A 19,117-nucleotide genomic window follows, 5' to 3' on the forward strand; every position below is an offset into this window, starting at 1 on the left:
GGTCGCGGCGGGGGACCCACCCTGGTGCCGGCCGACCATCACACGGCCGGCGCCAGGTCGTCCACGTGGCGGCCGCACCCGGGCCCGCCGTGCCCTACGCCAGCACCGCCGCTCCGGCGTGCGGTCGCCGCGTGGACCTGCGCGAACGAGCCACGCGCCCACATGGGTACACAATGGCTGTGTGGACACCGCGGATCCCCTCACCGGGCTGGCCGGCTTCGCCGCCGCCCTGCGGGTGGCCGGGTTGCCCGCGGACGCCCAGCGCGTGCAGGCCTACCTCGCGGCCGTGGGGAAGGTCGACATCGCGGATCCCGGTCAGCTGTACTGGGCGGGCCGGTTGACGCTCTGTGCCGAGCCGGACGACCTGCCCCGCTACGACGAGGCCTTCGCCGCCTGGTTCACCGCCGACCGGCCGCGGCGGCGCAAGCCCGGCGCGACGAAGCCCAGGGTGGTGACCATGGCCGCGCTCACCGACGCCACCACCGGCGACGGGCAGAGCGAGCGGGACACCGAGGAGCTGAAGGTCGCCGCGAGTGACGCGGAAGTGTTGCGGCACAGGGACATCTCCGAACTCACCGCCGTCGAGCGGGAGCACCTGCGGGAGCTGATGGCGGCACTCCACCTCGCCCCGCCGCTGCGCCGGTCCATGCGGTTGCGTCCACACCGCACCGGCAGGCTCGACTCCGCGCGCATCCTGCGTGCCATGCGGGCGGCCGGCGGCGAGACCATCCGGCTCGCCTACAAGGACCGCACACGACGGCCGCGCCGCGTGGTCCTGCTGCTCGACGTCTCCGGGTCCATGGCGCCCTACGCCGACGCGCTGATGCGGTTCGCGCACGCCGTCGTCCGGGCCGCGCCCACCACGACCGAGGTGTTCACGGTCGGTACGCGGCTGACCAGGTTGTCGCGTCAGCTGCGCAAGCGGGATCCGCGGGAGGCGCTGTCCGCGGCGTCGCGGGCGGTGCCGGACTTCGCCGGTGGCACCCGGCTGGGTGAGACCGTTCGGGTGTTTCTTGATCGCTGGGGGCAGCGAGGGCTCGCGCGGCGGGCGGTGGTCGTGGTGTTCTCCGACGGCTGGGAACGCGGTGACGCGGCCCTGCTCGGCGAGCAGCTCGCCCGGCTGCGGCGGCTCGCGCACAAGGTGCTGTGGGTCAACCCGCACGCGGGCCGGGACGGGTACGCGCCCGTCCAGTCCGGCATCGCGGTCGCCATGCCGCACCTCGACCGGCTGCTCGCCGGCCACAGCCTTGCCACGCTCGAGGAACTACTTGTGGAGGTACGCCGTGCGTGACGTGCTCGACGAACTGTTGCGTCGCTACTCGGCGGGGGAGAAGGTCGCACTCGGCACCGTGGTCGCGACGTTCTCCTCGGCGCCGCGCGCGCCGGGGGCGGCGATGCTCGTCGCGCAGGACGGGACCGTGTCGGGCAGCGTGTCCGGCGGGTGCGTCGAGGGCGCGGTGTACGAGCTGGGCACGCAGGTGCTGCAGGACGGCACGCCGGTGCTGCAGCGCTACGGCGTCAGCGACGACGACGCCTTCGCGGTCGGCCTGACCTGCGGAGGGATCATCGACATCTACGTCGAGTCGATCTCCGCGACCGACTTCCCGGAGTTCGCCGAGCTGGCCAAGTCGATCCAGACCGAGGAGCCGGTGGCGCTCGCGACGATCGTTGCGCACCCGGACCCGTCCCGGATCGGGCGTCGCCTGGTCGTGTGGCCGGACCGGACCGCGGGTGATCTCGGGTCGGCGCGTGCCGAGGCGGCGGTGGCCGACGACGCACGCGGCATGCTCGGCACCGGCCGCACCGGCACCCTCCACTACGGCGCGGAGGGGCAGCGCCGCGGCGAGGGCATGTCGGTGTTCGTGAACTCGTTCGAGCCGCCGCCGCGCATGCTGGTGTTCGGCGCGATCGACTTCGCGACCGCCATGGCCCGCCTCGGTTCCTACCTGGGTTACCGGGTCACGGTGTGCGACGCGCGGCCGATCTTCGCGACGAAGAGCCGTTTCCCGGACGCCGACGACGTGGTCGTGAACTGGCCGCACCGGTACCTGGCCGCGGAGGTCGAGGCCGGGCGGATCGACCAGCGGACCGTGATCGCCGTCCTGACCCACGACCCGAAGTTCGACGTGCCGGTGCTGGAGGTCGCGCTGCGGTGCGATGCCGGGTACATCGGTGCGATGGGCTCCCGCCGCACCCACGACGACCGCATGCAGCGGTTGCGCGAGGCGGGCGTGACCGAGGAGGAGCTGGCGCGGCTGTCGTCGCCGATCGGTCTCGACCTCGGCGCCCGCACGCCGGAGGAGACGGCGGTGTCGATCGCGGCGGAGATCATCTCGCTGCGGTGGGGCGGCGAGGGCAGGCGGCTGACCGAGGTGTCGGGCCGCATCCACCGCGAACCGTGACCTGGCCTCCGGCCCCCTCGAACCACGCTACCCGCGGCCACCGACGGTTCCGGGCCGTCGGGGACGGGTTGTCCACAGGTGGTCAGGCGCGGCGGTAGGTCAGGCGGATGCGGCTCGGGTACAGCTCGTCGGTGATCATCGACATGACCCGCCTCAGCTCGTCGTCCTCGATGGTGACGATGTCGGTGATGCCGGTGTCGCCGTCGTCGACGCGCAGGCGCAGGTCTGTCGCGTCGGCGAAGACCGCGGCCTGGACGTCTTCCTCACCCAGCAGGAACACCCCGGCGGGCGAGGTCGCGAGGGTGCCGTCGAACGGGCGGGCCGAGGGCTCCAGCACACCCTCGTCGTCGAACCACGCGACGTCCGCGGCGCCTGTCTCCGTGAACGTGCCGTCCTCGGCGATGGTCAGCGTGAGGCCGGTCAGCGGCGCGAGCGGCGGCTCCGCCGTGAACACCTCGCCGGCCAGCCACCGGCGGTTGAACTCGTCCAGCGGTACGCGGTGGTCGCCGATGACCAGGTCGCCGTCGTCGTACTCGGTCTCGACGAACTCCTGCGCGGCGGCCGAGGCCAGCTCCCAGCGTCCTGCGAACTCGATCATGCGCGGAACACTAGGGCACGGGCTCCGGATCGATGGCGGGCCGGCCGCGGCGGCGCAGGCCGTCGAACGTCAGGACGATCAGCGCGAGCCACACGATCGCGAAGCCGAGCCAGCGTTCCGGTGGCATGTGCTCGTGGAACACCAGCACGCCGAACGCGAACTGCATACTCGGCGTCATGTACTGCAGCAGCCCGATCACCGACAGCGGGATGCGCACGGCCGCGGCCCCGAACGCCAGCAGCGGCACGATCGTCACGAAGCCGCCGCCGATCAGCAGGAGGGTGTGGCCCGCGCCGAGCGTGGTGAACGTGCCGTCGCCGGTCGTCTCCAGCACCACCACGTACGCCAGCGCGGGCAGCAGTGTCACGGTCGTCTCGACGGCCATCGACTCGACCGCGCCCGCCCCCGCCAGCTTCTTGACCAGGCCGTACGTGGAGAAGCTGAACGCGAGCACCAGCGCGATCCACGGCACCTGCCCGTATCCGACGGCCAGCACGACGACCGCCGTGACGCCCAGGCCGACCGCGGTCCACTGCGCCTTCCGCAGCTGCTCCTTGAGCAGCACCACGCCGAGCAGCACCGACACGAGCGGCCCGATGAAGTACCCCAGCGCGGTCTCCACGACGTGCCCGTTGGTGACGCCCCAGATGTACGCGCCCCAGTTCGCCGAGATCAGCACCGCCGCCGCGGTGAGCAGGAGCAGTTGCCGCCGGTCACGCACGACCGCGCGGAACGACCCGAACCGCCGGGTCCACAGCAGCACGACGGTGATCGCCGCGAGCGACCAGATCATCCGGTGCGCGAGCGTCTCCAGGGCACCGGCCGACGCCAGGAGCGACCAGTAGAGCGGGAAGAGCCCCCACAGTCCGTACGCGGTGACGCCGAACGCGACGCCACGGCGGTGCTCGATCTCCTGGTCGGTGCGCTGACCAGCGACGGAAGGGGAGGACACGCCGAGATCCTAAGCTATGCGAACGATCGACTTCGAACGATAAAACGAGGATCACACGGCCCGTTTTTGCCCCCTGGTCCACTTTGGCGTTCCCGGACTTGTCCTTCCGTCCCGACGGGGTGAGGATCTGTTGGATGTGAGCCCGCTCACTCGACCCGAGCTGACCACCACCCCGGCAGGGAGGCCGTATGCGCATCACCGTGACCGTTGACGGAACGAAGTTCACCGACGATGTTGAACCTCGCCAGTTGCTCGTGCACTACCTCCGAGAGCGGCTCGGGAAGGTCGGCACGGTGGTGGGGTGCGACACGAGCAACTGCGGTGCGTGCACCGTCCATCTCGACGGGCACAGCGTGAAGTCCTGTTCCGTGCTCGCGGTACAGGCCGACGGTTGTGAGGTCACCACCATCGAGGGCCTCGCCCGCGACGGCAAACTCCACCCGGTGCAGCAGGCGTTCCACGACAACCACGCCCTCCAGTGCGGTTTCTGCACCCCCGGCATGATCATGCAGTCGATCGACCTGCTCGCCGACAACCCCGACCCCGACGAGAAGGCCGTGCGGGAGGGCCTGGAGGGCAACCTCTGCCGCTGCACCGGCTACCAGAACATCGTCCGCGCCGTGCGCGACGCGGCCGCGCACATGTCCGGCGGCGCCGGTCCCGAGGCCGAGCAGGTCGCGGGCGCGCCCGCCACCGCTGGAGGCGCACAGTGACCGCCACGATGGAACCGGAGGTGGGCAAGTCCCGCCGCCGGAAGGAAGACGCGCGCCTGATCACCGGGCGCACCCGCTGGACCGACAACCTGACGCTGCCCGGCCTGCTGCACATGGCGGTGCTGCGCAGCCCCATGGCGCACGCGCGCATCACGAACGTCGACGCGTCGGCGGCGAAGGAGATGCCGGGCGTGGTCGGCGTGTTCACCGGTCAGGACCTGGCCGACGAACAAGGCAGCCTGCCGTGCGCGTGGCCGATCACCGACGACATGAAAGCCCCGGCGGCGCCGTCCATCGCCGTCGACAAGGTCAACTTCGCGGGCGAGGTCGTGGCCGTCGTGGTCGCGCGCAGCGCCTACGAGGCCGCCGACGCGCTCGAGTCGATCGACATCGACTACGAGGACCTGCCGGTCGTGCTCGACATGGCCGCCGCCGTCGAGGACGGCGCCGACCTCGTCCACGAGGATCTGGGGACCAACAAGAGCGCCACGTGGATCTTCGACTCGAACGAGGCGGGCACCGGCGGTGACGTCGAGGCCGCGATCGCCGACGGTGAGGTCGTCATCGAGCGCACCTACCGCCAGCAGCGGCTGATCCCGGCGTTCATGGAGCCGCGGTCGGTCGTGTGCGACCCGACGGGCGAGCAGTTCACGCTCTGGTCCGCCACGCAGGTCCCGCACATCCTGCGGGTCATGCTCGCCATGACGTTGTCCGTGCCCGAGCACAAGGTCCGCGTGATCGCACCGGACGTCGGCGGCGGGTTCGGCGGCAAGCTGCAGGTCACGCCGGAGGAGATCCTGACCTTCCTGGTGGCGCGTCGGCTCGGCAAGCCCGTCAAGTGGACCGAGTCCCGCAGCGAGAGCCTGCTGTCCGGGCACCACGGCCGCGACCAGATTCAGAAGCTGACGCTCTCGGCCCGCCGCGACGGCACGGTCACGGGGCTCAAGGTCGAGCTGCTCGCCGACATGGGCGCCTACCTGCGGCTCGTCACGCCCGGCGTGCCGATCCTGGGCGCGTTCATGTTCAACGCGATCTACAAGTTCCCGGCCTACCGGTTCGTGTGCACCAACGTGTTCACGAACAAGACGCCCACCGACGCCTACCGCGGCGCGGGCCGGCCCGAGGCGACCTTCGCCATCGAGCGGCTCATGGACGAGCTGGCCGCCGAACTCGGCATGGACCCGCTCGAGGTCCGCGAGAGGAACTGGATCAAGCACGAGGAGTTCCCGTTCACGACGGTCTGCGGGCTGACCTACGACTCCGGCAACTACGAGGCCGCCACCGACAAGGCCAAGGAACTGTTCGGGTACGACGCCCTGCGGGCAGAGCAGGCCGAACGCCGCGACCGCGGTGACACCGTGCAGCTCGGCATCGGCATCTCCACGTTCACGGAGATGTGCGGCCTCGCGCCGTCCCGCGTGCTGGGCTCGCTGTCCTACGGGGCGGGGGGCTGGGAGCACGCGGCGATCCGCATGCTGCCCACCGGCAAGGTCGAGGTCGTCACCGGTTCGTCGCCGCACGGCCAGGGCCACGAGACGGCGTGGAGCCAGATCGTCGCCGACCAGCTCGGGGTGCCGTTCGAGGACGTCGAGGTGCTGCACGGCGACACGCAGTCCTCGCACAAGGGCATGGACACCTACGGGTCGCGGTCGTTGACCGTCGGCGCCATGGCGGTCGTGCAGGCCGCGGACAAGGTGAAGGCCAAGGCCGCGAAGATCGCCGCGCACATGCTGGAGGCGAGCGAGGACGACGTCGAGTTCGCCACGGGCAGCTTCCGGGTCCGGGGCACCGGCGCGGAGTCGAAGGGCGTGTCCATCCAGGACGTCGCGCTCGCCGTGTTCGCCGCGCACGACCTGCCCGACGGCGTGGAGCCCAACCTCGACTCGGAGGCCACGTTCGACCCGGAGAACTTCTCGTTCCCGCACGGCACGCACCTGTGCGCGGTCGAGGTCGACACCGAGACCGGTGGCACCAAGATCCGCAAGTACGTGTGCGTCGACGACATCGGCAAGGTGGTCAACCCGCTGATCGTCGAGGGCCAGGTGCACGGCGGGCTCGCGCAGGGCATCGCGCAGGCGCTGTTCGAGGAGGCCGTGCACGACGAGTCGGGCACGCTCACCACGGGCACGCTCGCCGACTACCTCGTGCCGTCGGCGGCGGACCTGCCGTCGTTCGTCACCGACCGCACCGAGACCCCGGCGACGTCGAACGTGCTGGGTGTCAAGGGTGTCGGCGAGGCGGGCACGATCGCGTCCACCCCGGCCGTGGTGAACGCGGTGGTCGACGCCATCCGGCACCGCGGCGTGGACGACGTGCAGATGCCGTGCACGCCGATGCGGGTCTGGCAGGCGATCCACACCGGGCGCACGGACGCGGGTGGGCTCGGGAGTGAGGCCGGCGGCGGCCTCGGTTCGATCGACACCACGGGAGGTGCGCAGTGATTCCGGCCGCGTTCGACTACGTCGCACCGACCACGGTGGACGACGCGGTGCGCGCGTTGTCCGAGGCGGGCGAGGACGCGAAGGTCATCGCGGGCGGGCAGAGCCTGTTGCCCGTGCTGCGGATGCGCCTCGCGACGCCGTCGAAGCTGATCGACCTCGGCCGCGTGCCCGAACTGCGGGGCGTGCGCGAGGACGGCGACAAGCTGGTGATCGGCGCGATGACCACGCACTACGACGTGCAGCGCGACGCGCTCATCGCCGAGCACGCGCCGCTGCTGGCGTTGACGACGAACATGATCGCGGACCCGCAGGTGCGGCACCGCGGCACGTTCGGCGGCTCGCTGGCGCACGCGGACCCGGCAGGTGACCTGCCCGCGCCCGTGCTCGCGCTGGACGCCGAGATGGTGGTGCGCGGCATGGACGGCACCCGGACCGTGCCCGCGGCGGAGTTCTTCACCGACTTCTTCACCACCGCGCTGCGGCCGGGCGAGATCCTGGTCGAGGTGCGCGTGCCGAAGACGACGGGGTGGAACGCGCACTACGAGAAGTTCAACCGCGTGGCACAGGCGTGGTCGATCGTCGCGGTGGCGGCGACCGTGCGGGTCGACGGCGGCGCGATCGCGCAGGCCCGCGTCGCGCTGACGAACATGGGCGCGACGCCGGTGCGTGCCACGTCGGTGGAACAGGCGCTGGTCGGCCAGCCCGCGACGGCCGAGACGATCCGTTCGGCGGCGGAGCACGCCGCGGAGGGCACGTCACCGCCCACGGACGGCAACGCGGACGCCGAGTACCGGCAGCACCTGGCCCGCGTGCTCACGTCTCGAGCGGTGAGCGCGGCCGTCGGCGCATAGGGTGGAACAAGGGCGGCGCCTCCGTCCCGGGGGCGCCGCCCGTCGTCGTTCTTGGAGGAGCAGTGAAGCTGGAGCACTCGTTCACCGTGCCCGCCGACATCGACACCGTCTGGGAGGCGGTGCTCGACCCGGAGCGCGTGGCGCCGTGCATGCCGGGGGCGACCCTCACGGAAGTGGACGGCGACAACTTCAAGGGTTCGGTCAAGGTCAAGATGGGGCCGATCTCCTTGCTGTACAAGGGAACCGGTGAGTTCCTGTCGAAGGACGCCGACACGCGGACGGTGGTCATCAAGGCGTCGGGCAAGGACGCCCGGGGCAACGGCACCGCCACCGCGACGGTGACCGTGTCCCTGTCGCCCGACGGCGCCGCGACCGTGGGTTCCGTGCAGACCGACCTGTCGATCACCGGCAAGCCCGCCCAGTTCGGCCGCGGACTGATCTCCGAGGTCGGCGGCAAGATCCTGGACTCGTTCGCCACGTGCCTGGCCTCGAAACTGGCCCCCTCGACCACCCCGGCGGAGGCGGCCGAGACCCCGAAGCTGTCGGTCGTGGAGAAGGAGCGCCCGGAGGCCCCGTCCGCGGCGGAATCGGCGCCGACCGCTCAGCTCCCGGTGGCCGAGGGCGGTGCCGCTGCCCCGATCCCGGCGCACACCGACCGGGCCGAGGCGGTCGCCACGGGCAGGGAAGCCGGAGAGGCGGCGGCCGAGCACGCCCCGCCCGCCCGCGCCAAGCTGGCCGCGGTCCCGGAACCGGAGAACGAGCCGATCGACCTGCTCGCGTTCGCGGGCCCGTCGGTGCTGAAGCGAGTGGTGCCCCTGGTCGCGGTCCTCGCGGTGGTGCTGATCGTGCTCGGCCTGCGCCGCCGCCGTTGACGACCGTTCGGGTTCACCATGTCACGCGGCCGCCACCGTCGACGACATGGTCGACCAGGCCGTAGGCGACGGCTTCGTGCGCGGTGAACACCCGGTGTCGCTCGGCGTCGAGGTTGACCTGCTCGACCGGCTGGCCGGTCGCCTCGGCGGTCAGCATCGTCATCTCCCAGTGCCACCTGGTGAGGATCAGGTCCTGCTCGGCCGGGTCGACAGGTGCCGTGCGTTCGCCCGCGGTGATCCGCACCAGATGGATTCGCACGTGCGGCAGCGCGTACCGGCGCCCCGGTGTGCCGGCCGTGAGCAGCACCTGCGCCGTCCCGCCGACCGTGCCCACCGCGTAGGTGGCGACGGGCGGTTCGATCAGCGCCATCGTGTCGTGGATCGCCATGCCGGCGGTCACCATGCCGCCCGGGGACGCGATGTGCAGCGTGATCTCCGCGGCGGGATCGGCGTCGGCGAGGAGCAGCAGCTCCGCCGTGACCCGGTTGGCCATGTCGTCGTCGATCTCGCCGCGCACCATGATGATCCGGTTCCGCGTGCGCTCCTCGTACGGTTCCACCGCGCCATCCTCCACGAGCCGGGTGGGGACCAGTCCCGGTTCCAGGGTTGAGCCGCGCTGCCGGGCCCGGCACTATGGCCCGGGTGCGGCGGATGGTCGGGATCTGCGGGGTGGCGCTCGTCGTCGCCGGGTGTGCCGGGGGGCCTGCCCAGGTGGGGGAGCCCGTGCCGCCTTTCCATCCCGCGACCGTCACGCCACGCGACGAGCGGGCCGCCGCACCGGCGAACACCTTCACCGTCGTCGCGACCGGGGACGTGCTGATCCACCCGGCGCTCACCGAGCAGGCCGAGGAGGACGGCGGCGGCGGACGCGACTTCAAGCCGCTGTTCGCGGGCATCAAGCCCGTCATCGAGGCCGCCGACCTCGCGATCTGCCACATGGAGGTGCCGCTCGCGCCCGCCGACGGGACCTTCGAGGGGTATCCGCTGTTCTACGCGCCGCCCGAGGTCGCCGAGGCCGTGGCCGCCACCGGGTACGACACCTGCTCCACGGCCTCCAACCACACCTTCGACCACGGCGCCGAGGGTGCGCGCACCACGCTCGACGCGCTCGACGCCGCCGAGATCGGGCACACCGGGTCCGCGCGGAACGAGCAGGAGGCGAACACGCCGCTGGTCACCGAGGTCAACGGGGTCAAGGTCGGACAGGTCTCGTTCACCTTCGCCTACAACCAGGGCACCGAGGAACCCACGCCGTGGGCGGGCAACGACGACCTGACGGTCGACGCCGTGCTCGACGCCGCGCGGAAGGCACGGGCCGCGGGCGCCGAGGTGGTGATCGCGAGCCTGCACTGGGGCATCGAGGACCAGCACGAACCCACCGACGAGCAGCGGTCGACGGCCGAGCAGATCCTCGCCGACCCGGCCGTCGACCTGATCGTCGGCCACCACGCGCACGTGGTGCAGCCGTTCGAGAAGTTCGGGGACAAGTGGGTCGCCTACGGCCTCGGCAACTCCGTCGCCAAGCACGAGGAACCGCGCGGCACCACCGAGGAGGGCCTGATCGCGCGGTTCCGGTTCACGAAGTCCGACGTCGGGTGGCGTGTCGACAAGGCCGAGTACATCCCGACGCTCGTCGACCTCGGGCCGCCGATCCGCCTCGTCGACCTGACCACCGCGAACGTGGACGCCGCACGCAGGCAGGAGGCGCTCGAGCGCACCGACGGCGTGGTGATGTCGCTCGACCCGCCGGGACTCACGCGGCCCTGAGGTCGTAACGTCGATGCCCATGGAGAGTGTGCGTGCGGTCGACGGCTGGCCGGTCGACAACGCGGCGGTCGCGGTGGTGTCCGCGTCGGGTGCCGTGCTGGGTTCCGCGGGCCCGCAGGAACGCGAGTTCAGACTGGCGTCGGTGACGAAGCTGCTGACGGCGTACGCGACGCTGGTCGCCGTCGAGGAGGGCGCGGTCGAGTGGGACCAGCCCGCCGGGCCGGACGGTTCGACGGTCCGGCACCTCATCGCGCACACCTCGGGCCTCGCGTTCGACGAGCACAAGGTGATGGCCCAGCCCGGCACCAGGCGCATGTACTCGAACTCGGGCTTCGAGGTGCTGGCCGACACCATCCACGAGGCGTCCGGCATCCCGTTCGCCGAATACCTGACGGAGGCGGTGCTGGCCCCGCTCGGCATGGAGTCGTCCCGGCTCGCGGGCGGCGCGGGCGCGGGTGCGGTGGCCACGTGCGCGGACCTGGCCCGGTTCGCCGCTGAGCTCCAGTCCCCGACCCTGGTGTCCCGGTCCACTGTGGACGAGGCGACGTCGGTCGCGTTCCCCGGGCTGTCCGGTGTGCTGCCGGGCTACGGCTACCAGAAGAACAACGACTGGGGCCTCGGCTTCGAGATCCGTGACCACAAGGACCCGCACTGGACGGGGAAGAACAGCTCCCCGGCCACGTTCGGCCACTTCGGACAGACCGGCACGTTCCTGTGGGTCGACCCGGACGCCGGAGCCGCCTGCGTGGCTCTGGCGGACCGCGACTTCGGTCAGTGGGCCGTCGACGCGTGGCCGGACTTCACGGACGCGGTGCTCGCCGAGCTGTGAACGCCCGCCACTGAGCGGGGGAGAACCTGAGCACGGGCCCGTCGGTGTCCTTCGAGTCCCGGACATCGACGACCCGGGCGGTGAAGGCCACCTCGACGCAGCCGCCGTTGTCGGCGCCGCTGTAGCTACTCTTCCGCCACTCCATCTGGGGCCTCTCCTGGAATGTCGTAGTCGTTTGCCAAGCTGGCAAGCAACTCCCTGGACTGTCCCTCATCCAGCGTAACCGCCTTGAGCTTGCGCAGGACGGCGCGATAGGTGCGGATGTCTCCAGGGTCTTCCAGGAAGAGGCTGTGGGTCTGGTTCTCCACGTAGGCGACCGGATGGTGGTTGCGGTAGTCCATCAACTGGAACGGGCTGCCGAGGACCCCGAGGGGGAAGGTGGACGGCACGATTCGCACTCTGCACCAGGGCCGGGAGGACACCAGCACGATGTGCAGCAACTGCTCGTTCATCACGCGTGGACTGCCCACAGGCGCGCGAAAAACCTGCTCCGGGATGAAGAAGTTGATTTCGACGCCGAACTCGCGGCGGAGAAGGTTCTGCCGCTCGAGCCGGGCTCGCACGCGGGGTTCGATGCCGTCTTCCGCTATCCGGCCCGCCAGGCGGAACAGCGCCTTCGCGTAGCTCTCGGTCTGCAGCAGACCGGGAACCACGAGTGGCTCGTACTGATTGATCAGCGAGGCGGTCGTCTCGTGAGTCGTCAGTGTGCGTAGTTCCTGTGGGAGGTTGGGCTGGAGCCAGTCCTTGGCCCAGATGTCCTGGCACATCGCGAGCAGCCGGTCCATCTCCTGGCCGACGACGTGGAAGTACGCGAGGTAGGTGGCGACCGCGACCTCGGAGGCGCCGCGTTCGCCGTTCTCCATCCTCGCGACCTTGCTCTCCGACCAACCCAGGGCACGCGCCAGGTCCCGGGCGCTGTAGCCCGTCTGCTCGCGCACGCGCTTCAGCTCGGCGCCCAGCTGGCGGCTTCTCGTGGTGGTGTGCCGACCGGTCATGCTGTCAACGTAAGGCGATCCGGCATCGGCGCCGTGGCACGACAAGCGATGTTCACCCACCCGGCGAGCGGCCGACCAACGGTCCGGGCACGATGGCGGCATGTACCACATGGAACGAGACGAATGGATCGCCTTCGTCATGCACGGCACGCGTACCGGCAAGCTCGCCACCGTGCGCAAGGACGGCTCGCCGCACGTCGCGCCGATCTGGTTCCTGATCGACACCGCTGAGGACGGTGACCACATCGTGTTCACCACCGGCGCCGACACCGTCAAGGGGTACGCGATCAGGCGGGACCCGCGCCTGTCGATGGTGGTGGACGTCGAGCAGGCGCCGTACTCGTTCGTGCAGCTCCAGGCGGAGGCGACGATCTCCGAGGACCTCGACGACATGCTCGGCTGGGCCACCCGCCTCGGCGGCCGCTACATGGGTGCCGACGCGGCCGAGGCGTTCGGCAAGCGCAACGCGGTGCCGGGCGAGCTGCTGGTCCGCGCCCGTATCACGAAGGTCGTCGCACTGGCCGAGATCGCCGACTGACCGGGCCGGTCACGGCAGGCCGACGTGCACCCCGACGCCGCCCTCGTGCCGCTGCCCGAAACGTGGCGGATCGCCGAGTACGTGCCGGCCGCCCTGCCTAGGCCGTGTCCTGTAAGTGGTTCTAGCTGCGGTTCTGGTTGGATCTTGGGTCGTGGTTGGTCGGGGTGAGGTCACCGATAAGGCGTGGGCTCGGATTGAGCCGTTGTTGCCGGTTTCGGGTGGTGGCAGGCGGTGGCGTGATCACCGTCAGGTGTTGAACGCGATCCTGTGGAAGCTGCGCACGGGTGCGCCGTGGCGTGATCTGCCGGAACGGTATGGGCCGTGGAAGACCGCGCATGAACGGTTGCGGTTGTGGACCAAGAACGGGCTGTGGCAGAAGATCCTCGATGAGGTGATCGTCAAAGACGACGCGGTCGGCCAGGTCGAGTGGGTGATCAGTGTCGACTCGAGTGTGGTCCGGGCGCACCAGCATGCGGCTGGAGCCCGGAAAAAGGGGGCGCCACCAGCGAAAGTCTCGAAGACCTCGCCGTCGAAGGAGAACACCTCGGTCGATCCCGAGGTGGACTGAGTACCAAGATCCACCTCGCCGTCGACGGCCGGGGACGGCCGATGCGGATCCTGCTCACCCCTGGTCAGGCCGGTGACAATCCCCAGCTCCTGCCGTTGCTCGACGGCATCAGCGTCGGCCGGGACGGGCCGGGTCGGCCGCGTTGCCGTCCGGAGGTGGTGATCTTGGACAAGGCCTACTCCCACCCGTCCACCCGAGAAGCGATGCGCCAGCGCGGGATCCGCATGGTCTGCCCCGAACGCAACGACCAACGAGCTCGCCGGGCCGAGAAAGGCTCACGGGGCGGGCGGCCACCCGCGTTTGATGCCGAGCTTTACAAGCAGCGCAACGTGGTCGAACGCTGCTTCAACCGGCTCAAACAGTTCCGCGACCTGGCCACCCGCTATGCCAAACGCACCGCCTACTACCAAGCCAGCCTTACCATCGCCGCCATCATCCTCTGGCTCCGATGACTTACAGGACAGCTCCTAGCCCACCGACGGTAGTTGCGGGCCCAGGAAGTCGTCCGCGTCGCGGATCGTGTAGGCGTAGCCCTGTTCGGCGAGGAACCTCTGCCGGTGCGCGGCGTAGTCGGTGTCCAGGGTGTCGCGGGAGACGACCGAGTAGAAGTGGGCCTGGCGGCCGTCTTCCTTGGGGCGCAGGATCCGGCCCAGCCGCTGCGCTTCCTCCTGCCGTGACCCGAACGTCCCCGACACCTGCACCGCGACCGTGGCCTCGGGCAGGTCAATCGAGAAGTTCGCGACCTTCGACACCACCAGCGTGCGCAGCTCGCCCCTGCGGAACTGGTCGAAGAGCCGTTCGCGTTCCGCGTTCCTCGTCGAGCCCTGGATGACCGGGGCGTCCAGCTCGCCGCCGAGGATCTCCAGCTGGTCCAGGTACGCGCCGATGACCAGCGTCGGCTCCTCCGGGTGCTTCTCCAGGATCTTCTTCACCACCGGGATCTTCGTGTCCACAGTGGAGCACAGCTTGTAGCGCTCTTCGGGCTCGGCGGTCGCGTACGACAGCCGTTCGGCGTCGGTGAGCGTGACGCGCACCTCGATGCACTCCGCGGGGGCGATCCAGCCCTGTGCCTCGATGTCACGCCACGGCACGTCGTAGCGCTTCGGGCCGATCAGGGAGAACACGTCGCCTTCGCGGCCGTCCTCGCGCACCAGGGTGGCCGTGAGGCCGAGGCGGCGGCGGGACTGCAGGTCGGCCGTCATGCGGAACACCGGCGCGGGCAGCAGGTGCACCTCGTCGTAGACGACCAGGCCCCAGTCGCGGGAGTCGAACAGGTCCAGGTGGCGATACTCGCCCTTCGACTTGCGCGTCATCACCTGGTACGTCGCGATCGTGACCGGGCGGATCTCCTTGCGCTCGCCGGAGTACTCGCCGATCTCCTCCTCGGTCAGCGACGTCCGCGCGATCAGCTCGCGCTTCCACTGCCTGCCCGCGACCGTGTTGGTCACCAAGATCAGCGTCGTCGCCTTCGCGTGGGCCATCGCCGCCGCGCCGACGAGCGTCTTGCCCGCGCCACACGGCAGCACGACCACACCGGAACCGCCGGCCCAGAACGCCTCCGCGGCGTTGCGCTGATAGTCCCGCAGCGCCCAGCCGTTCTCCTCCAGGTCGATGGGGTGGTGCTCACCGTCGACGTACCCGGCGAGGTCTTCCGCGGGCCAGCCGACCTTCAGCAGCATCTGCTTGAGCCGTCCGCGTTCCGACGGGTGCACGACGACCGTGTCGTCGTCGATGCGGGCACCGAGCATCGGCGCGATCTTCTTGTGCCGCAGCACTTCCTCGAGCACGGCGCGGTCGGTCGTGGTCATCACGAGACCGTGCGCGGGGTGGTTGGCGATCTGCAGCCTGCCGAACCGGCCCATCGTGTCGACGATGTCGATGAGCAGCGGCTGCGGCACCGGGTACCGCGAGTACACGGTGAGGGCGTCGACGACCTGCTCGGCGTCGTGCCCCGCGGCGCGTGCGTTCCACAGCGCGAGCGGCGTGACACGGTACGTGTGCACGTGTTCCGGTGCGCGCTCCAGCTCGGCGAACGGCGCGATCGCGATCCGCGCGTCGTCGGCCTGCGGGTGGTCGACCTCGAGCAGCAGCGTCTTGTCGGACTGGACGATCAGTGGGCCGTCGGTCACTTCTCGGAATTTCCCCTCGGCTTCGGCATCGCATACGTCACAACAACCGGTTCGTCGTATTCAATCCCGCAACGCTAGATTGCGGTGCATGACGACGCCTCCCTACCAGCCGGGGCCGTACGGGCAACCGAGCCAGAACCCCTATGGGCAGGGCGGCTACGGCCAGCAGAGACCGCCGCAGCAACCACCGTACGGGCAGCCACAGTACGGCGCACCGTACGGCGGCGCCAACGATCAGACCCAGCAGTTCGGCGGTGGTCCGCAAAACCCGTACGGGGGCCAGTACGGGGCCACCCAGCAATGGCCGGGAGCCGGTGGTTTCGGCGGGCCGACGCCACCGCAACCGCCGAAGAAGAACACCGGCATGGTCGTCGCCATCGTCGTGATCGCGCTCCTGGTCCTCGGTGGTTCCGGCGTCGGCCTGTACCTCGCCACGAAGGACGACAGCGGAAACAACAGCGCGGGCGGCGGGACGTCCACCTCGGCAACGGACAAAACGGACGCGTCCGAGGGTGGCGCCACCGAGGAGACCGCGACCGAAGAGACCGTCGAGCCGGGCGAGGCCATCGACGCCCAGCCGGGCGACTGCATCAAGGTCAACGTCGCCAGCGCGACCAACGCCGACGTGGAGACCGTCGACTGCTCGCTCCCGGAAGCGATGTACAGGGTCGCCACGCGCGAGGAGACGGACACCGAGACGTGTCCCAACGACCAGTACGTCTCGTACACGGAGGAAGGCCAACTGCTGCTCTGCCTCCAGTTGAACGTGGCCAAAGGCGACTGTCTCGCGGTGACCGACGCCGAGGACACGCGTGTGGAGTGCACCTCGCCGGACGCCACGTACGAAGTGATCGACGTGCTCGACGGTGTGGATGACGAAACCCGGTGCGCCGACACCGCCACCGACGTGTTCACCTACCCGAAGCCGCCGCTCACGATCTGTCTCGGAACGCCAAGGGGATAGGGCTTTCCACGTCCTTCCGCGACCGTTCGATGACGGACCGTGCTGTCCCGTGAGGACTTTGTCGGGGTGGCACACAGAGGCCCGTGGCGTCGCGTAGATTGCTGCTCTCGAACCAGGTCTTCCTATTTTGTTGGCACGTCGTGCGAGGGGTTGCACATGAACTCTCCGAACTACCCGCCGCCGGGTGGTCCACAGGGGCCATACGGTCCTCCGCAGGGGCAGCCGTACGGTGGCCCGCCGCCTCAGGCGCCGCCCGGTGGGCAGCCCTTCGGTGGCCCGCCCCCGCAGGGGCAGCCCTTCGGTGGCCCGCCGCCCCAGGGGCAGCCGTTCGGCGCTCCGCCGCCTGGTCCGGGTGGTCCGGGTGGTCCGGGTGGGCCCGGTGGTCCGGCAGGCCCCGGTGGCGCACCGCCTGTCGGCTACGCGACGCCGCCACCGCCGCCGCCCGCCGCGAAGCCCAAGAACAACGTCAAGTTGATCAAGATCGGCCTCGGTGTCGTGGTCATCGCCGTGGTCGCGGTGTTCGCGATCATCAACTGGGGCACGTCGGCGTCCAGCGCGGAGGTTGGTGACTGCATCACGGTGAAGGACGCGGCCGACGCCGATGTCGAGAAGATCGACTGCAACGACGCGACCGCGTCGTACAAGGTGGCCGCCAAGCTCGACGGAGGCAGCGCGACCTGCCCGGACGGTGACTACGTCACGTACAGCCAGTCCGGCCGCCGGACGAGCGACCTGACGCTGTGCCTGATGCTGAACGCCAAGGAGGGCGACTGCTTCCAGGAGTCCAGCGACTCGGACACGAAGGTCGACTGCGGCGACCCCAACGCTTCCGTCAAGGTCACGAAGGTCCTCACCGGCACCACCGAGACGGACGGCTGCCCTGAGGGCACGGAAAACGGTCGGGTGTACTCCGATCCCGCGACGGTGCAGTGCTTCGGCGCGGTGAGCGAAGCGTAGGCAGGCGAACAAAGAGCGGGGCTCCCGGATCGTCCGGGAGCCCCGCTTTTCGTTGCGGGGTCTACATGATCGCGCCGCTGCTCCGCTGCGCGGGCGTGCCGCGCTCGGCCCGCTCCGCCGCGGTCCACTTGTCGACGGCGGTCTGCCGCGACGCCGACGGCTCAGGCACGTCGATGTCCAGCCCGTCGATGGCGAACTCCTTGAGCCGCACCCGCTCGTAGGCGTAGGTCTTCGGGAACGGGTGGGTGGCGTTGAAGCCGATCTTCGCGCCGAAGTAGTCGGGGAAGGTCGGGTTCAGGCCGTGGCCGAACGCCTCCGGCACGGTGATCACGCCGGTGGTCGGGTTGAGCCGCGTGGTGAGCGCCCACTCGACGTCCGAGGCGTCCCGGATGTTCACGTCCTCGTCCACGACCGTGACCATCTTCAGCGGCGGGAACGCGGCGAACGCCGACATCACCGCGAGCTGCGCCCAGCCCGCCCGCTTCTGCTGGATCTGCACGACCGCGTGGTAGAAACCGCAGCCACCGTGCGGGAAGTAGACGTCGAGGATGCCCGGCACCTGCTTCTTCACCGACGACAGCACGGAAGCCTCGCCGAGCACGCCCGCCGAGTTCCACACCTCCTTGCCGCACAGGATGGTCTGGAAGACCGGGCTGGCGCGGTGGTGGACGGCCTTCACGTGCACGACCGGCCGCGGCGCGACCCGTGCGTAGTAGCCGGTGACCTCCGCGAACGGGCCCTCGTCGGCCACCTCGCCCGGGGTGATCTCGCACTCCAGCGAGTACATGGCGTGCGCGATCAGCTCGACGCCCGGCAGGTCACCTCGCACCAGCTCCACCGGGTCGCCGTGGAACACCGACGCGATGCCCAGTTCGTCGGTGTCCGGCGGCGCCGCCTCGGCCGGCGTGACCGCCGCGAAGTGCACGCCCGGGCCCACACCGATGTTCAGCGAGAACTTGAGGGTCTCGCCCCGGTCCTTCGCGTGCTCCAGCGCCAGCTGCAGGTGGCGGCCCGCGTCGATGTTGATGTGCAGCCGGTCCCGGTCCACCAGCATGAACCGCTGGATCGACGCGTTGCGCACACCCGTCTCCGGGTCGGTCACCACGACCACGCCCGCGTCGATGTACGGCCCGCCGTCAAGCTCGGCGTGCGTGGGGATCGGCAGCTTGAACAGGTCAACGACCGGCTGCGTGTACTCCTTCACCGGCCCGGTCTCGACGACCAGCGGCTCGACCGCCTTGTTGAACGGGTCGGCCTGCCACTGCTGCACCTTGCCGGCGATGTGGGAGGCGAGCTGCTTCTCCCGCGCGCCGATCAGCTCCGCCAGCAGCTCCCTCGACCAGTACAGGCCGGTGAACACCGGATGCTCCTGCCCGCGCACGTTCTCGAACAGCACAGCCTGCGCCTTGCCCTCGAAGTGGGACGCGACGCTGGCCAGCTGGTGCACCGGGTCGACCTCGGATCGCACCCTGATCAGCTGCCCGGCCTTGTCCAGCGTCTCGATGATGAGACCGAGGTCGTGCAGGGGGCTTACCGGCATT

General features: G+C 70.2%; 19 protein-coding genes. 12 read left to right on the forward strand and 7 right to left on the reverse strand.

Features of this window, described 5'->3' with window-relative positions:
* The first annotated feature begins 181 nt into the window (after nt 1–181).
* Together ACIBVP_RS20595 and ACIBVP_RS20600 are read left to right on the forward strand one after the other, a co-directional pair.
* On the forward strand, nt 182–1,291 hold the full coding sequence (locus ACIBVP_RS20595) for a VWA domain-containing protein (protein WP_396107786.1): 1,110 nt from the start codon (nt 182–184) through the stop codon (nt 1,289–1,291).
* On the forward strand, nt 1,284–2,402 hold the full coding sequence (locus tag ACIBVP_RS20600; protein ID WP_396107787.1) for an XdhC family protein: 1,119 nt from the start codon (nt 1,284–1,286) through the stop codon (nt 2,400–2,402). Before ACIBVP_RS20595 ends, ACIBVP_RS20600 begins: the two co-directional genes overlap by 8 nt.
* An 82-nt stretch (nt 2,403–2,484) precedes the next feature.
* Here ACIBVP_RS20600 and ACIBVP_RS20605 read toward each other — a convergent pair whose 3' ends face one another.
* Nucleotides 2,485–3,000 carry a hypothetical protein gene (locus ACIBVP_RS20605; protein ID WP_396107788.1) on the reverse strand — a complete coding sequence of 172 codons (516 nt, stop codon included), beginning with the start codon at nt 2,998–3,000 and terminating at the stop codon, nt 2,485–2,487.
* Nucleotides 3,001–3,010: 10 nt separating this feature from the next.
* Nucleotides 3,011–3,952, reverse strand: a complete 942-nt coding sequence (gene rarD, locus ACIBVP_RS20610) for an EamA family transporter RarD (RefSeq protein WP_396107789.1) — start codon at nt 3,950–3,952, stop codon at nt 3,011–3,013.
* A gap of 188 nt (nt 3,953–4,140) precedes the next feature.
* Between rarD and ACIBVP_RS20615 the strand changes: the two genes are divergently transcribed.
* The 4 genes from ACIBVP_RS20615 (at nt 4,141) to ACIBVP_RS20630 (ending at nt 8,829) form a co-directional block, all read left to right on the forward strand.
* Nucleotides 4,141–4,665 carry a (2Fe-2S)-binding protein gene (locus tag ACIBVP_RS20615; RefSeq protein ID WP_396107790.1) on the forward strand — a complete coding sequence of 175 codons (525 nt, stop codon included), beginning with the start codon at nt 4,141–4,143 and terminating at the stop codon, nt 4,663–4,665.
* Nucleotides 4,662–7,106 carry a xanthine dehydrogenase family protein molybdopterin-binding subunit gene (locus ACIBVP_RS20620; protein WP_396107791.1) on the forward strand — a complete coding sequence of 815 codons (2,445 nt, stop codon included), beginning with the start codon at nt 4,662–4,664 and terminating at the stop codon, nt 7,104–7,106. Before ACIBVP_RS20615 ends, ACIBVP_RS20620 begins: the two co-directional genes overlap by 4 nt.
* A complete protein-coding gene (locus ACIBVP_RS20625; protein WP_396107792.1) occupies nt 7,103–7,957 on the forward strand; it encodes an FAD binding domain-containing protein in 855 nt (284 codons plus the stop codon). The genes ACIBVP_RS20620 and ACIBVP_RS20625 overlap by 4 nt, the downstream gene beginning before the upstream one ends.
* A 62-nt stretch (nt 7,958–8,019) precedes the next feature.
* On the forward strand, nt 8,020–8,829 hold the full coding sequence (locus ACIBVP_RS20630; protein WP_396107793.1) for an SRPBCC family protein: 810 nt from the start codon (nt 8,020–8,022) through the stop codon (nt 8,827–8,829).
* A gap of 13 nt (nt 8,830–8,842) precedes the next feature.
* Here the strand turns inward: ACIBVP_RS20630 and ACIBVP_RS20635 are convergent, their stop codons facing one another.
* Nucleotides 8,843–9,388 (reverse strand): ClpP family protease, encoded by a 546-nt coding sequence (locus tag ACIBVP_RS20635; protein WP_396107794.1) that lies wholly within the window; start codon nt 9,386–9,388, stop codon nt 8,843–8,845.
* A gap of 74 nt (nt 9,389–9,462) precedes the next feature.
* Between ACIBVP_RS20635 and ACIBVP_RS20640 the strand changes: the two genes are divergently transcribed.
* A complete protein-coding gene (locus tag ACIBVP_RS20640) occupies nt 9,463–10,596 on the forward strand; it encodes a CapA family protein (protein ID WP_396108155.1) in 1,134 nt (377 codons plus the stop codon).
* A gap of 19 nt (nt 10,597–10,615) precedes the next feature.
* Nucleotides 10,616–11,425, forward strand: coding sequence for a serine hydrolase domain-containing protein (locus ACIBVP_RS20645; RefSeq protein ID WP_396107796.1), 810 nt, complete (start codon nt 10,616–10,618; stop codon nt 11,423–11,425).
* On the opposite strand, the gene ACIBVP_RS20650 is transcribed toward ACIBVP_RS20645, so the two are convergent.
* Nucleotides 11,397–11,639, reverse strand: a complete 243-nt coding sequence (locus ACIBVP_RS20650; RefSeq protein ID WP_396107797.1) for a DUF397 domain-containing protein — start codon at nt 11,637–11,639, stop codon at nt 11,397–11,399. The two genes, ACIBVP_RS20645 and ACIBVP_RS20650, sit on opposite strands and share 29 nt — an antisense overlap.
* Entirely contained in the window at nt 11,551–12,420 is an 870-nt protein-coding gene (locus ACIBVP_RS20655) for a helix-turn-helix domain-containing protein (RefSeq protein ID WP_396107798.1), read from the reverse strand. The genes ACIBVP_RS20650 and ACIBVP_RS20655 overlap by 89 nt, the downstream gene beginning before the upstream one ends.
* A 100-nt stretch (nt 12,421–12,520) precedes the next feature.
* Here ACIBVP_RS20655 and ACIBVP_RS20660 point away from each other — a divergent pair, with 100 nt between their 5' ends.
* Nucleotides 12,521–12,958, forward strand: coding sequence for a PPOX class F420-dependent oxidoreductase (locus tag ACIBVP_RS20660; protein ID WP_396107799.1), 438 nt, complete (start codon nt 12,521–12,523; stop codon nt 12,956–12,958).
* Between the two features lie 133 nt (nt 12,959–13,091).
* Nucleotides 13,092–13,978, forward strand: a protein-coding gene (locus ACIBVP_RS20665) for an IS5 family transposase (protein WP_396108156.1) whose coding sequence is annotated in 2 segments (ribosomal slippage) — nt 13,092–13,482 and nt 13,482–13,978 — 888 coding nt in all. Because the reading frame shifts where the segments join, the coding sequence is not laid out codon by codon here.
* Nucleotides 13,979–13,993: 15 nt separating this feature from the next.
* On the opposite strand, the gene ACIBVP_RS20670 is transcribed toward ACIBVP_RS20665, so the two are convergent.
* Complete coding sequence (locus ACIBVP_RS20670; RefSeq protein WP_396107800.1) at nt 13,994–15,655, reverse strand: DNA repair helicase XPB; 1,662 nt, start codon at nt 15,653–15,655, stop codon at nt 13,994–13,996.
* Between the two features lie 88 nt (nt 15,656–15,743).
* On the opposite strand from ACIBVP_RS20670, the gene ACIBVP_RS20675 reads away from it, so the two are divergent.
* A complete protein-coding gene (locus ACIBVP_RS20675) occupies nt 15,744–16,619 on the forward strand; it encodes a hypothetical protein (protein ID WP_396107801.1) in 876 nt (291 codons plus the stop codon).
* A 156-nt stretch (nt 16,620–16,775) separates the two neighbouring features.
* A complete protein-coding gene (locus tag ACIBVP_RS20680) occupies nt 16,776–17,576 on the forward strand; it encodes a hypothetical protein (protein WP_396107802.1) in 801 nt (266 codons plus the stop codon).
* Between the two features lie 61 nt (nt 17,577–17,637).
* Here ACIBVP_RS20680 and ACIBVP_RS20685 read toward each other — a convergent pair whose 3' ends face one another.
* Nucleotides 17,638–19,116, reverse strand: coding sequence for a UbiD family decarboxylase (locus ACIBVP_RS20685; protein ID WP_396107803.1), 1,479 nt, complete (start codon nt 19,114–19,116; stop codon nt 17,638–17,640).
* Nucleotide 19,117 lies beyond the last annotated feature (1 nt).

It is taken from the genome of Actinophytocola sp. NPDC049390 (assembly GCF_044466355.1).
Taxonomy (GTDB): domain Bacteria; phylum Actinomycetota; class Actinomycetes; order Mycobacteriales; family Pseudonocardiaceae; genus Actinophytocola.